The 13,377-nt window shown below is 73.3% G+C and carries 10 protein-coding genes; 3 read left to right on the forward strand and 7 right to left on the reverse strand.

Translation table 11 applies throughout. The annotated features are described in order from the left end of the window. Nucleotides 1-19: 19 nt before the first annotated feature. Nucleotides 20-1,543, reverse strand: coding sequence for an alpha/beta fold hydrolase (locus ACIRSU_RS02090; RefSeq protein WP_403788226.1), 1,524 nt, complete (start codon nucleotides 1,541-1,543; stop codon nucleotides 20-22). A 103-nt stretch (nucleotides 1,544-1,646) separates the two neighbouring features. Between ACIRSU_RS02090 and ACIRSU_RS02095 the strand changes: the two genes are divergently transcribed. After that, nucleotides 1,647-2,492, forward strand: coding sequence for a pentapeptide repeat-containing protein (locus ACIRSU_RS02095; protein WP_403788228.1), 846 nt, complete (start codon nucleotides 1,647-1,649; stop codon nucleotides 2,490-2,492). A gap of 14 nt (nucleotides 2,493-2,506) precedes the next feature. Here the strand turns inward: ACIRSU_RS02095 and ACIRSU_RS02100 are convergent, their stop codons facing one another. The 5 genes from ACIRSU_RS02100 to ACIRSU_RS02120 form a co-directional block, all read right to left on the reverse strand. Next, nucleotides 2,507-3,295 carry a GNAT family N-acetyltransferase gene (locus tag ACIRSU_RS02100; protein WP_403788230.1) on the reverse strand — a complete coding sequence of 263 codons (789 nt, stop codon included), beginning with the start codon at nucleotides 3,293-3,295 and terminating at the stop codon, nucleotides 2,507-2,509. Nucleotides 3,296-3,362: 67 nt separating this feature from the next. Next, on the reverse strand, nucleotides 3,363-4,586 hold the full coding sequence (locus ACIRSU_RS02105; protein ID WP_403788232.1) for a cytochrome P450: 1,224 nt from the start codon (nucleotides 4,584-4,586) through the stop codon (nucleotides 3,363-3,365). Beyond that, nucleotides 4,583-5,134 (reverse strand): cupin domain-containing protein, encoded by a 552-nt coding sequence (locus ACIRSU_RS02110; RefSeq protein WP_403788234.1) that lies wholly within the window; start codon nucleotides 5,132-5,134, stop codon nucleotides 4,583-4,585. The genes ACIRSU_RS02105 and ACIRSU_RS02110 overlap by 4 nt, the downstream gene beginning before the upstream one ends. A gap of 16 nt (nucleotides 5,135-5,150) precedes the next feature. After that, nucleotides 5,151-6,374: a cytochrome P450 gene (locus ACIRSU_RS02115; RefSeq protein ID WP_403788236.1), complete on the reverse strand. Its 1,224-nt coding sequence runs from the start codon at nucleotides 6,372-6,374 to the stop codon at nucleotides 5,151-5,153. Next, the gene (locus ACIRSU_RS02120; protein WP_403789374.1) at nucleotides 6,371-7,531 is read right to left on the reverse strand and encodes a type III polyketide synthase; all 1,161 of its coding nucleotides are present in this window, start codon (nucleotides 7,529-7,531) and stop codon (nucleotides 6,371-6,373) included. Before ACIRSU_RS02120 ends, ACIRSU_RS02115 begins: the two co-directional genes overlap by 4 nt. A 333-nt stretch (nucleotides 7,532-7,864) precedes the next feature. Between ACIRSU_RS02120 and paaK the strand changes: the two genes are divergently transcribed. Beyond that, a complete protein-coding gene (gene paaK / locus ACIRSU_RS02125; RefSeq protein ID WP_403788238.1) occupies nucleotides 7,865-9,154 on the forward strand; it encodes a phenylacetate--CoA ligase PaaK in 1,290 nt (429 codons plus the stop codon). Between the two features lie 4 nt (nucleotides 9,155-9,158). Here paaK and ACIRSU_RS02130 read toward each other — a convergent pair whose 3' ends face one another. Then, nucleotides 9,159-10,742 carry a fatty acyl-CoA synthetase gene (locus tag ACIRSU_RS02130; RefSeq protein WP_403788240.1) on the reverse strand — a complete coding sequence of 528 codons (1,584 nt, stop codon included), beginning with the start codon at nucleotides 10,740-10,742 and terminating at the stop codon, nucleotides 9,159-9,161. 199 nt (nucleotides 10,743-10,941) lie between these two features. Here ACIRSU_RS02130 and ACIRSU_RS02135 point away from each other — a divergent pair, with 199 nt between their 5' ends. Next, a complete protein-coding gene (locus ACIRSU_RS02135) occupies nucleotides 10,942-13,371 on the forward strand; it encodes a penicillin acylase family protein (RefSeq protein WP_403788242.1) in 2,430 nt (809 codons plus the stop codon). The last annotated feature ends 6 nt before the right edge of the window (nucleotides 13,372-13,377 follow it).

The following is a 13,377-nucleotide window of genomic DNA, read 5'->3' on the forward strand; positions in this document are numbered from 1 at the left end:
GACCGTCACACGCCGAACGTCACACGCCGAACGTCCGCAGGACGGCCAGGAACTTGACCGGCCGACGGGTGTGCACCAGGTGCCCGCCGCCCTTGATGGTCCACAGCATCCCGTCCTGGACCAGCTCGGCCAGCTCCGCGAGCTCGTCCTGTGGAACATGGCTGGAGGCGCCGCCCGCGACGATGAGGGTGGGGACGCTGATCTCGCCCAGATCCTCGCGCCACGCCGGGTCCGGGGCGTTCAGCTCGGCGTTGGTGGCGTCCACCACCGCCCAGTCCAGGGCGACCGGCTCCTCCGGAGGGCCCGCGGGTCCGCGCGGGGGGTCGAGCGGGACGAAGGACGGGGGCTCCTCCAGGACGAGCCGGCCGATCGGGCCCGGTTCGCGCTGGGCCAGGAGGCAGGCGGCGCCGGCGCCCATGGAGTGCCCGACGACGGTCACCCCGGTCAGGCCGAGCGCCTTCAGGAAGCCGGCCAGCTCGTCACGGAAGACGCCGAAGCCGTACCGCCCGGGCCGGTCGCTCAGCCCGTGGCCGCGCAGGTCGAGCGCGTACACCCGCCGATCCACGGCCAGGGCGGCGGCGATCTCGGTCCAGGTGGTGCTGTTCTCGCCGCGCCCGTGCACCAGGACCACCGGCGGCGCGCCGGCCGGCCCGCTGACCCGGTAGGCGAGGCGGACCCCGTCGACGGTGACCGTGCGCACCTCCGGGTCGAGGAAGGCGGCGACGGGGCGGACGAAGGCGCCGGCGTCGTCGACCCACGGGAAGTGTCCGGCGCCCGGCTGCACGACGACCTCGCCGTGCGGGAAGCAGGCGGCGATCTCGGCGGCCTTCGCCGGGGTGGGGCCCCCGTCGTACTCGCCCGCGAGGACGAGGACCGGCGCGTCGAGGGCACGCAGCGCGGCCCTGGTCGTCTCCGGATCGAAGGCGCCGTCCCCGTAGAACGCCTGGGCGGCCTCCCAGTTGGTCTCCGCGCCGACGCCCGCCGCGTGCGCCCGCGCGGCCTCGTCCCAGCGGCCGTACGCGAACGGCATGACGACCGGCGCGGCCTCCCACGGCGGGGTTTCGGGGCCGAGCGCCTCCAGGGCGGCGCGGGCCTCCGGGTACCAGGGCTGGTCGGCGAAGACCTCGGCGGCCTTGTCCCACTCCTCGTCGGTGACGCCGACGCCGACGGCCCGGCCGCCCGGGGTGACCAGGACCAGGGAGCGGATCCGCTCCGGATGCGCGGCGGCGTAGAGGGTGGCGAGGTTGCCGCTGCCGGAGTGGCCGAGCAGGTCGATCCGCTCCAGGCCGAGGTGGGCGCGCAGCGCCTCGACGTCCGCGACCTGACGGTCGCAGCGGTAGCTCGCCGGATCGGCGGGGACGGCGCTGTCGCCGGTGCCGCGCGGGTGGAGCACGATCAGGGTGCGATGGGCGTCGAGTCCGCCGAGGTCGCCGAGGTAGACCGGGTCCCGCATCGGCCCGCCGGGCAGGACGAGCAGGGGTTCGCCGTCGCCGTGTATCCGGTAGGAGAGTTCGGTTCCGTCGTGGGTGGTGAACTGAGGCATGTCGTTGATCATGTCCGTCCGGCGAGGACCGCGGCAATCGAGTTCTCTCCCGGCGCGATACGGTGGGATGTCCACCCCCACCAGCGAAGGAACCCGCCGCACCGTGTCCGAGACCCGTCAGGCCGAGCCGCACCGCGACGAGCCGCACCACGACCAGCTGCGCGGAGACTGCGCCAACTGCTTCGGGCTCTGCTGTGTGGCCCTGCCGTTCGCGAAGTCCAGCGACTTCGCGGTGAACAAGTCCTCGGGCGATCCCTGCCGGAACCTCCAGGACGACTTCCGCTGCGGCATCCACACCCGGCTGCGGGACAGCGGCTTCCGCGGCTGCACGGTGTACGACTGCTTCGGCGCCGGCCAGAAGGTCTCGCAGGTCACCTTCGGCGGGGTGTCCTGGCGGGAGGCGCCGGACAGCGCCCGGCAGATGTACGAGGTGTTCCCCGTGATGCGCCAGCTGCACGAGCTGCTGCGCTACCTCACCGAGGCCCGGGCGCTCGCCGCCACGCGCTCGCTCCACCGCGACCTGGACCGGGCCCTGGCCCGGGTGACGGAGCTGACGGACGGCTCGGCGGCGGAGCTGGAGAGGCTGGACGTCGGTCCGGTGCGGGCCGAGATCAATCCGCTGCTCCTGAAGAGCAGCGCCCTTGTCCGGGCGGCGGCCGGGGGCAAGCCCAAGAGCAGGCGGGGCGCGGACCTCATCGGTGCCCGGCTGCGCGGGGCGAAGCTGCGCGGCGCGGATCTGCGCGGGGCGCTGCTGATCGCCGCGGACCTGAGCGGTGCGGACCTCTCGCTGGCGGACCTGATCGGCGCGGACCTCCGGGACGCCGATCTGTCGGGCGCGGACCTGACCGGCGCGCTGTTCCTCACCCAGCCGCAGCTCAACTCGGCCCGCGGCGACGCGGCCACCCGCCTGCCCGAGGGCTTCGAGCGCCCGGCGCACTGGACGCGCTGACCGCGAGACGCCCCCTAGGACCGGGGCTCGACCTCGTACACGTACGGAGTGGTCGTGGTGAGCGCCGAGAAGCCGAGCCGGGCGAGGATCGGGCGGCTGGTGTCGGCCGCGTCGACCTGGAGGTAGCGGTAGCCGCGGGCGGTGGCGATACGGGCCCGGTGGGCGACCAGGGCGCGGTAGAGGCCGCGGCCGCGCCAGCCCTCGACGGTGCCGCCGCCGTACAGGCCGGCGAAGTCGCTGCCCTCGGCGAGCTCCAGGCGGGCGGCGCTGACGGGTTCGCCGTCGGCGAGGGCGACGACCGCGGCGACCGTGCCGGGATTCGCGGCGAGCTGGTCGAGCAGGCGGCGGCCGAGGGCGGAGCTGTCGGTGCCGAAGGCCAGCTCGTGGACCCGCACCACCATCCGTACCCCTGCCTCGTCGGTGACCGTGCGCAGCTCGACGCCTTCGGGCAGCCCCTCGTGCGCGGGCAGGGCGCCGGTCTCGGCGACCATCAGCGTCTCCTGCTCCTCGGGGACGAAGCCGGCGTCGAGCAGCCGCGCCGCCAGGTCGGCGGGGCCGTCGTGGCCGTACAGCTTCCATTCGAAGGAGCGCCCTGCGGCCCGGTAGTGCCGGATCTGCGCGGCGATGACGGCGTCGGCGTCGTGGGCTTCGAGGCCGGACCAGAGGATGCCGTTCCAGCCGTGCGCCGGCCCGGTCTGCCGGACGACGGGGCCGTCGCGTTCGACGCGGGCGCCGGGCCCGTCGGGGCGGGCGCCGAGGCGGAGCTGCTGGTCGAAGAGGGTCCGGGTCAGGTCGAGGTCCATGGCCTCACTCCAGCATCGGGCGAGGCCATGGCGCCACTGGATTAGGGCCCGTTCAAGGGCTCTCCCGTCACCAGGTGACGGGCAGCGTCTCGGGGCCGCGGTTGACCGAGCCGGTGCGCCAGGCGATCCGGTCGGGCGGGACGGCGAGGGCGAGGCCGGGGAAGCCGGCGAGCAGGGTGGCGAGCATGACCTCGGCCTCCATACGGGCGAGCTGCGCGCCCGCGCAGTAGTGGGCGCCGTGGCCGAAGGCGAGGTGGGGGGCCTCGGCGCGGGTGAGGTCGAGCCCGTCGGGGTCGGTGTAGACGGCGGGGTCGCGGTTGGCGGCCGGGTAGAAGACGTGGACGGCCTCGCCCGCCCGGATGGTGACGCCGCCGACCTCGACGTCCTCGGTGGCGACCCGGGGCATGCCGACGCCGTTGCGCTGCGGGATGTAGCGGAGCAGCTCGTCGACGGCCCGGGGCAGCAGTGCGGGGTCGGCGCGCAGCTTGGCGGTCTGCTCGGGGTGGGTGAGCAGCACGTACACCATGGTGGAGACGATGTTGCGGACGGCGTCGAGCCCGTTGAGGGTGAGCATGACCGCCATGGAGACCAGTTCGGGGGTGCTGAGGCCGCCGGCGGCGCGGGCCGCGGCGAGTTCGCTGATCAGGTCGTCGGCGGGGTGCTCGGCGCGGTGGCGGGCGAGGTCGGCGAAGTAGCCGGCGATCTCCCGTTTGACGGACTCGCCTTCGGCGGCGGTGGTGTCGTGGGAGAGGAGTCCGGCGCGCCATTCCTCGACGCGGTCGAGGTCGGCGGCGGGGACGCCGAGGAGTTCGGCGACGACGGTCGCGGAGAGCGGGCCGACGAAGGTCTCGGCGAGGTCGGCGGGCGGTCCGGCGTCGAGGGTGCGCAGGGCGAGTCGTCGGGCCCTGCGGGTGGTCCGGTCGCGCAGGACGGTGATGCGGCGGCGGCCGAAGGTGGGGGCGATGAGCCTGCGCAGCCGGGTGTGGTCGGGCGGGTCGGCGCGGCCGACGCCGCCGGCCGGGGCGAGGGTGTGCGGGGTGGTGCTGGTGATGGGCCGGCCGACGGTGAGCGCCCGGCTGAACCGCGGGTCGGCGGAGACCTGCTTGACGTCCTCGTAGCGGGTGACGAGCCAGGCGTGGCCCTCGCCGTACGGGAGCCGGATCCGGGCGACGGGCTCCTCGCGCAGGAGCCGGTGCGGCACCGGGTCGAAGTCGGTGCCGCGCAGCGGGGCCACGGCCCAGTCGTGGACGACCGGGCCCTGGGACGGGGACGGGTGGGGGTGCCGGGTCATGGCGCGGCCGGGTGTCCCTCCTGGGCGACGGCGTCGTGCCGGAGCGGGGTGATCTGCTCGATGTCGTAGCGGACGCGGAGCTGTTCGACGGCCTCGTGGTCGACCGGGCCGCCGGAGCCGAGGATCTCCATCAGTTCCTCGAAGTAGGTCTCGTGGTACGTGGGCGGCGCGACCTGGAAGAGCAGGCGGGCGGGCCGGCCGCTGAGGTTGGCGAAGGCGTGCGGGCAGCCGGGCGGGACGAGCATGAGCGTGCCCGGGGTGGCCCGTACCGCTCGTCGGCCGTCGGCCGAGCGCCACCCGTGCCAGCTGTCGGCGGTGCGCACCTCGGGTTCGAAGGCGAGCACGTCGAGCTCGCCCTCGAGGAGGTAGAACAGCTCCTCGGCGCGGCCGTGGGTGTGGGCGCCGACGTCGAAGCCCGGCGGGACGACGACCTCGAAGGTGGAGGCGGTGGTGGTGTGCTCGCCGGTGACTTTGAAGGTGACGTGCTGGGCCGGGGTGGACAGGGTTCTGCCCTCCCCCGGGGGCACGACGAGGCCGCTGAGGGTCATCGTGGCGTCGGTCCTCTCACCAGGTGACGGGCAGGGTCTCGGGGCCGCGGATCAGCGCGCCGCGCTGCCAGCGGATCTCCTCCTCGGGGATGGCGAGGCGGAGGTCCGGGAAGCGGGTCCACAGCGTGTCGAGGAGGATCTCGGACTCGATGCGGGCGAGGGCCGAGCCGGGGCAGTAGTGCGGGCCGTGGCCGAAGGCGACGTGCGGGTTGTAGCCGCGGTCGAAGTCGAGCTTCTCGGGCTCGGTGAAGACGGCGGGGTCGCGGTTGGCGGTGAGGTAGGAGACGTAGACGGGGTCGCCCTGGGGGATCCTGACGCCGCCGACCTCGACGTCCTCCGTCGCGATCCGGGACAGGCCCACGGCGTTGCGGTGCGGGATGTAGCGGAGCAGCTCGTCGACGGCCTGCGGGAGCAGCGCGGGTTCGGCGCGCAGCCGGGCCAGGTGCTCGGGGCGGGTGAGCAGCGCGTAGACCATGTTGGCGCTGTTGTTGCGGACGGCGTGCGCGCCGCCGATCTGGATGAGGACGGCGAGGCCGACGGCCTCCTGTTCGTCGAGGGTGTCGTCGTCGATCGCGTCGGCGAGGACGGCGGCGAGGAACTCCTTGCCGGTGCCGTGGCTGCGGGCGATGAGTTCGGTGAAGTAGCGGGCCATCTCGCCCTTGGCGCGCTCGCTGGCCTCGCGGCCCGCGCGGGCCGAGATGATGGTGTCGGACCAGTTCGCCATCAGCGGCTGGTCGCCCTCGGGGACGCCCATGAGTTCGCTGACCATGGCGAGCGGGAAGGGCCGGTTGACCAGTTCCATGAGGTCGGCGGGCGGGCCCTGCCGTTCGAGCCGGTCGAGCAGCCGGTCCAGCACGTCCTGGGCGTGGTCGCGCAGCGAGCGCAGGGCGCGGGCGCTGAAGGCACGGGCGACGACCCGGCGCATCCGGGTGTGGTCCGGCGGGTCGGCGAAGCCGACGGCGCCTTCCATGGGGATGAAGTGGGGGGCGAGCCGGGTGATGGAGCGTCCGTAGACGGCCTGGCGGCTGAACCGCGGGTCGACGGAGACGAATTTGACGTCCTCGTAGCGGGTGACGAGCCAGGCGTGGCCCTCGCCGTGCGGGAGGCGCACCCGGGTGACCGGGTCCTCGTGGAGGAGTCTGGCGAGGAGCGGGTCGAAGTCGAGGCCGGTGAGGTCGGGGACGGCCCAGAAGTGCGCCTGGGGCTCGTCGGTGGTGTCGGGGTTCGTGGTCGTGGTCATGAAGCCACCGCCGCTGTCGTGGGGAGAGCGCTGTCGAAGGGGAGGTCGGAGGGAAGAAGGTCGGGGATGTCGTGGGGGAAGGTCTCGTGGCGCGGGGGCACGACGGCCCCGGTCACGGTCCAGCTCCCGAGGGAGATCTCGGCGGTGATGCCGGGGCCGAAGCCGGCCAGGATGCCGGTGGCGCCGGGTTCGGGGCCGCCCTCGTCGAAGAGCCGGCGCAGCGCGTCGAGGACGACGGCGCTGGCGATGTTGCCGTACTCGGTGAGGGTGGCCCGGCTGAAGCGGAACAGCTCGGGGGCGACGCCCAGGTGGGTGCCGAGGTCGTCGAGGATGCGGGGGCCGCCGGCGTGGACGATGTAGAAGTCCTGGCGGCCGGCGTCCCGGCCGTGCCGGGCGGCGAGGTCGACGAGGGCGGGGGCGAGCTGCTCCATGGTGCCGGGGACGCGCTTGTCGAGCTTGAAGTGGAAGCCGGTGTCACGGACTTGGTAGGCGATCCAGTCCTCGGTGTCGGGGACCAGGTGGCAGCCGTTCGCCTCCAGCCGGATGCCGGTGCCGCCGGAGCCGCGGACGACCGCGGCGGCGACGGCGTCGCCGAAGAGGCCGTTGGACAGCAGGTTGCCGACGCCGAGGTCGGTGGGCTGGTAGCACAGGGAGCAGAACTCGCAGGCGACGATCAGCGCGTTGGCGCCCGGATAGGCGGCGCAGAAGTCGTGGGCGCGGTTGATGGCGGCCCCGCCGGCGGCGCAGCCGAGCTGGGCGATGGGCAGCTGCCGGGTGTCGCTGCGGAAGCCCAGGGTGTTGATCATCCAGGCGGTGAGCGAGGGCATCATGAAGCCCGTGCACGAGACGTAGACGATGAGGTCGATGTCGCGCGCCGCGAGGCCGGCGTTGCGCAGGGCCTCGGTGACGACGGCGGGGACGCGGGCCTTGGCCTCGGCTTCGTAGCGCACGTTGCGGGCCTCGAAGCCGGGGTGGGCGAGGGTGTCCTCGATGGGCTGCACCAGATGCCGCTTGGCGACGCCCGTGTTGGCGATCAGGCGTAGGACGAGCGGCAGCGACTCGTGTCCCGCGTGCAGGGTGCGGGCCAGATCGAGGGTCTCCTGCCGGGTGATCGTGTGTTCGGGCACGGCGACGGCGGGACGGCACAGGACAGGCATGACGGTCTGACGATCCATTCGTCCGGGGGTGGGGAGGGAATCCGGACGGCCACATCTTCTGTTCCGCTTTCCTGCGGAGTGCGCCGTTCCGGCGTTCACGGGGACAATCACACCCGAATGTGTGATCTTCGTCCGCGGGTTCGTGACCTGCGGGCGCGGGCCGTACGCTCGACGGTTCAGGCAGGTGTACGAGCGGAGAAAACCCGTCTCGAACTCTTGCCAAGCCCCGGGGGCGAGCGGCTTTACTGACCCCGTAAAGATCTACCGAATGATCGGTCGTCCGTTTTGCGGCGGATGGCACCGCGGTATGGGCGCGAGGCGAGGGAGTGGGGCATGACCGAACTGCTGGACGCGGGCGAACGGCTGAGCCGCGACGAGCTGGAGGCGCTCCAGCTGGAGCGGCTGCGCGCGACCCTGCGGCAGGCCTACGAGAACGTGGCGTTCTACCGGCAGTCCTTCGACAAGGCGGGGGTACGGCCCGAGGACTGCCGCTCGCTCGCCGACCTGGCCCGCTTCCCCTTCACCGCCAAGACCGATCTGCGCGAGCACTACCCGTTCGGGATGTTCGCCGTCGACCAGTCCGAGATCCGCCGCCTGCACGCCTCCAGCGGCACCACCGGCCGGCCCACCGTCGTCGGCTACACCCAGCGGGACCTCGACACCTGGGCCGACGTGGTGGCCCGCTCGATCCGCGCGGCCGGCGGCCGGCCGGGCCACAAGGTCCATGTGGCGTACGGATACGGCCTGTTCACCGGCGGCCTCGGCGCGCACTACGGCGCCGAACGGCTCGGCTGTACGGTCATCCCGGCGTCCGGCGGCATGACGGCCCGCCAGGTCCAGCTCATCCAGGACTTCCGGCCCGAGATCATCATGGTGACGCCCTCGTACATGCTCACCCTGCTCGACGAGTTCGAGCGCCAGGGCGTCGACCCGCGCGGCACGTCCCTGAAGGTCGGCATATTCGGCGCCGAGCCGTGGACCGAGGCGATGCGCCGGGAGATCGAGGAGCGCTTCGCGATCGACGCCGTGGACATCTACGGCCTGTCGGAGGTGATGGGGCCGGGCGTGGCTCAGGAGTGCGTGGAGACCAAGGACGGGCTCCACATCTGGGAGGACCACTTCTACCCCGAGGTCGTCGACCCGATCACGGGCGAGGTGCTGCCGGACGGCGAGCAGGGCGAGCTGGTCTTCACCTCCCTCACCAAGGAGGCCATGCCGGTCGTCCGCTACCGCACCCGCGACCTGACCCGGCTGCTGCCGGGCACGGCGCGCGTCTTCCGGAGGATGGAGAAGGTCACCGGCCGCAGCGACGACATGGTCATCCTGCGCGGGGTGAACCTCTTCCCCACCCAGATCGAGGAGATCGTCCTGCGCACGCCGGCCGTGGCCCCGCACTTCCAGCTCCGGCTGACGAAGGAGGGCCGCCTCGACGCGCTCACGGTCCGCGCCGAGGCCCGCCCGGAGGCCACTCCGGAACAGCGCGAGGAGGCGGCGCGGGCGATCACCACGGCGGTCAAGGACGGCATCGGCGTCTCGGTGACGGTGGAGGTGGTCGACCCGGAGACGCTGGAGCGGAGCGTGGGCAAGATCAAGCGGATCGTGGACCTGCGGGAGGACCGGTAGGTCCTCAGCGGTCCTGGAAGCGCTCGCGCAGCTCCCGCTTGAGGATCTTGCCGCTGGCGTTGCGCGGCAGGCTGTCGATGAGGATCACCCGCTTCGGGGCCTTGAAGTGGGGGAGCTTCTCGCGGGCGTGGGCGAGGAGTTCGGCCTCGGTGACCTCGGCGCGGGGCACGACGAAGGCGGTGACGGCCTCGATCCAGCGGGCGTCGGGGAGGCCGACGACGGCGGCCTCGGCGACTGCCGGGTGGGTGTAGAGGACGTCCTCGACCTGGCGGGAGGCGACGAGGACGCCGCCGGAGTTGATGACGTCCTTCACCCGGTCGACGACCGTGAAGTAGCCCTCGGCGTCCCGGACGGCGAGGTCGCCCGAGCGGAACCAGCCGTCGCGGAAGGCTTCCTTCGTCTCCTCCGGCTTGTCCCAGTACCCGGCGCACAACTGGGGGCTCTGGTAGACCACTTCACCGGGCGTGCCGTCCGGGACGTCCTTGCCGTGCTCGTCGACGATCCGGGCCCGGACGTGCCGGACCGGACGGCCGCAGGAGTCCATCCGGCCCTCGTGCTCGTCGGGGCCGAGGACGGTGGCGAGGGGGCCGATCTCCGACTGGCCGAAGCAGTTGTAGAAGCGGAGGGCAGGGAGCCGGCCGCGCAGCCCCTCCAGGACCGGGACCGGCATGATCGAGGCGCCGTAGTACGCCTTGCGGAGGGCGGAGAGGTCGCGGGTGGCGAACTCGGGGTGCCGCGCGAGGCCGATCCAGACCGTGGGCGGCGCGAACAGGCTGTCGCAGCGGCCCGCGCCGATCAGGTCGAAGAGGACGGCCGGGTCGGGACCGTCGACGATGGTGTTCTCGGCGCCGACCGCCAGGTACGGCAGCAGGAAGACGTGCATCTGGGCCGAGTGGTACAGCGGCAGCGCGTGCACCGGCCGGTCGTCCTCGTGCAGGTCGAGCGCCTCGATCGCGCTCGCGTACTCGTGGACCAGGGCCCGGTGGGTCATCATCGCGCCCTTGGGCAGGGCGGTGGTGCCCGAGGTGTAGAGCAGCTGCACGAGGTCGCGGGCGTCACGGTCAGCCTGGTACGAGTCGGCCCCGGGCGCGGGCTCGGAGAGCGCAGGCCCGGCGGGCGCGGGCTCGGAGAGCGCAGGCCCGGCGGGCGCGGGGCAGGCGAGCGCGGCGAGGAACGAGTCCTCGGTGTCCCGCAGCGGCCGTACGCGGATGTCGTCGGGCACGCGGCCGGCGAGAGCCGGATCGGCGAGGACCAGTGAACTGCCCGACTGGCGCAGGACGTAGCCGAGGTCGTCGCCCGTGAGGTGGTGGTTGACCGGTACGTGGACGAGGCCGGCGCGGGCGCAGGCGAGGAACGCGATGAGGTAGGCGTCGGAGTTGTGGGCGTAGGTCGCGACCCGGTCGCCCTCCGTCAGGCCGGTCCACTGCCCGGCCTCGCGCAGCAGACCCGCCGCGGTCGACACGGCCGCGTCCAGTTCCGCGTACGTCCAGGTCCGCTCGCCGTAGCGGACGGCGGTCCGGTCGGGGACGCGCCGGGCGCTCATGCGCAGCACGCCGTCGACGGTCCGGGTGAGCAGTCGTCGGTCCATGGATGGGGATCCTCGGCGGGGCGGGGCGGCCGGTCAAGTACCGGGACGGCCCGGAGGTGGCCTGTCGGGGTACCCGGAGGCGCCTCTCCGGGGGTACCCGGAAGCGACCCTGAGATACCGAACGGGATGTTGAAGAGCGTGCGCTCAGCGGTGTGTGATGGTTCAACCCGCAGTCATCTGCCGTCCGTTGGGAGGCACCTTGCACTTCCGCACCTTCTTCGCCGCCAGGCTGAAACGCCTCGCGCTCCTCGGCGCGGCGCTCGCCACCGTCACCGCCTCGCTGCCCGCTTCCGCCGGCGTCGCCACCGCCGCCGCGGACGTGGAGGCGCGCGACCACGGCCTGTCGGCGGTCATCCGGTACACGGAGTACGGCATCCCGCACATCGTCGCCAAGGACTACGCGAACCTCGGCTTCGGCACCGGCTGGGCGCAGGCCGCCGACCAGGTGTGCACCCTCGCCGACGGCTTCGTGACCCTCGACGGCGAGCGTTCCCGCTGGTTCGGCGCCGACGCCGCGCCCGACGGCTCCCTGTCGGCGGCGTCGAAGAACATCTCCAGCGACCTCTTCTTCCGCGGCGTGAAGGACGCGGGCACGGTCGAGGCGCTGGTCGCCACGCCGGCGCCCGCCGGGCCGAGCCGGCAGCTCAAGGAGCTCATGCGCGGCTGGGCGGCCGGTTACAACGCCTGGCTGAGGAAGAACCGGATCACGGATCCGGCCTGCGCGGGCCAGGAGTGGGTTCGTCCGGTCACCGCGCTCGACGTGGCGCGGCGCGGCTGGGCGCTGGCGGTTCTCGGCGGCGAGGGCCGGGCCGTGGACGGCATCACCGTCGCCCAGCCCCCGGCCGCGCCCACCGCCCCCGCCACGTCCGTCGCGCCCGGCACCGCGCGTACCACCGAGTCCCCCGATCCGGCGCGCACCGCGGCCGCCGCACGCGAGCTGTTCTCGGCGGAGAACTCGACGATGGGCTCCAACGCGGTCGCGTTCCACGGCTCGACCACGGCCGGCGGGCGCGGGCTGCTGCTCGGCAATCCGCACTACCCGTGGCAGGGCGGCCGGCGCTTCTGGCAGTCGCAGCAGACCATCCCGGGCGAGCTGAACGTCTCCGGCGCCACCCTGCTCGGCTCCACGCTCGTCAGCATCGGCTTCAACGACAAGGTGGCCTGGAGCCACACGGTCGCCACCGGTGTCGCGCTCAACATGCACCAGCTGACCCTCGACCCGGCCGACCCCACCGCGTATCTCGTGGACGGCAGGCCGGAGCGGATGACCCGGCGCACGGTCACGGTCGCGGTCAAGGACGGCGCCCCGGTCACCCGTACCCAGTGGTGGACCCGGTACGGACCGGTCGTCACCGGGATCGGCACCGGGCTGCCGCTGCCGTGGACGGCGACGACGGCCTTCGCGATGAACGACCCCAACGCCGCCAACCTGCGGGCCTCGGACACCGCTCTCGGCCTCGCGAAGTCCCGCTCCACCGATGACATGGTGAAGGCCCTGGCCGGTACGCAGGGCCTGCCGTGGGTGAACACGATCGCCGCCGACGCGGCCGGGCACACGCTGTTCGCGCAGGCGCAGGTGCTGCCGCGGATCACCGACGACCTCGTGGCGCGCTGTTCGACGCCGCTCGGCCGGGCGACGTATCCGTCCTCCGGCTTCGCGGTGCTCGACGGCTCGCGCGGCGACTGCGTGCCCGGCTCGGATCCCGGCGCGGTGCAGCCGGGGATCTTCGGGCCGGCGCGGATGCCGCTGCTGCGGGACGCCCCGTACGTGGAGAATTCCAACGACAGCGCCTGGCTGGCCAACGCCGACCGGCCGTTCGCCGGCTACGAGCGGGTCTTCGGCAACATCGGCACGCCGCGCTCGCTGCGCACCCGCGGCGCCGTCGAGGACGTGGCCGCGATGGCCGCGCGCGGCGGTCTCACCGTGGCCGATCTGCAGCGGCAGCAGTTCGCCAACCGGGTCCCGGCCGCCGATCTGGCCGCGGCGGACACCGCCCGCGCCTGTGCGACGGTGCTCCCCGGCGACCCGGAGCCGTGCCGCGTGCTCGGTGCCTGGGACCGCACGGCGAACGCGGACAGCCGGGGCGCGCTGCTCTTCGACCGTTTCTGGCGGCGGTTCACGGCCGCGGCGCCCCTGGCCGAGCAGTGGCGGGTGCCGTTCTCGGCAGCCGACCCGGTGCGCACCCCGAACACGCTCAACACCGACTCCCCCGCCTTCGCCAAGGCGCTCAAGGACGCGGTGGCGGAGCTGCGGGCCGCAGGCATCCCGCTCGACGCACCGCTCGGAGAACACCAGTTCGTGGTGCGGAACGGGGTGCGGATACCGGTCGGCGGCGGCACCGAGGCGCTCGGCGTCTGGAACAAGACGGAGGCCGTCTGGAATCCGGCGGCCGGCGGCTACGCGGAGGTCGCGCACGGCTCCAGCCACATACAGGCGGTCGACTGGGACGGCAGCCGCTGCCCGGTGGCCCGCACCCTGTTGACGTACTCGCAGTCCTCCAACCCCGCCTCGCCGCACTACAGCGACCAGACGCGGCTGTTCTCGGACGAGCGCTGGGTGACCTCGCGGTTCTGCGAGAAGGACATCCTGCGCTCGCCGGATCTCCGGGTGGTGGTCGTCAGGGGCTGATCACGG

It is taken from the genome of Streptomyces sp. NPDC101160, from assembly GCF_044768205.1.
Taxonomy (GTDB): Bacteria; Actinomycetota; Actinomycetes; order Streptomycetales; family Streptomycetaceae; genus Streptomyces.

Excerpts from the sequence above, each read along its gene's own strand:
- paaK (WP_403788238.1), top strand. The coding sequence starts at position 7,865 with ATGACCGAACTGCTGGACGCGGGCGAACGGCTGAGCCGCGACGAGCTG.
- ACIRSU_RS02105 (WP_403788232.1), bottom strand. The coding sequence starts at position 4,586 with ATGACCCGGCACCCCCACCCGTCCCCGTCCCAGGGCCCGGTCGTCCAC.
- ACIRSU_RS02090 (WP_403788226.1), bottom strand. The coding sequence starts at position 1,543 with ATGCCTCAGTTCACCACCCACGACGGAACCGAACTCTCCTACCGGATA.
- ACIRSU_RS02100 (WP_403788230.1), bottom strand. The coding sequence starts at position 3,295 with ATGGACCTCGACCTGACCCGGACCCTCTTCGACCAGCAGCTCCGCCTC.
- ACIRSU_RS02110 (WP_403788234.1), bottom strand. The coding sequence starts at position 5,134 with ATGACCCTCAGCGGCCTCGTCGTGCCCCCGGGGGAGGGCAGAACCCTG.
- ACIRSU_RS02115 (WP_403788236.1), bottom strand. The coding sequence starts at position 6,374 with ATGACCACGACCACGAACCCCGACACCACCGACGAGCCCCAGGCGCAC.
- ACIRSU_RS02130 (WP_403788240.1), bottom strand. The coding sequence starts at position 10,742 with ATGGACCGACGACTGCTCACCCGGACCGTCGACGGCGTGCTGCGCATG.
- ACIRSU_RS02120 (WP_403789374.1), bottom strand. The coding sequence starts at position 7,531 with ATGCCTGTCCTGTGCCGTCCCGCCGTCGCCGTGCCCGAACACACGATC.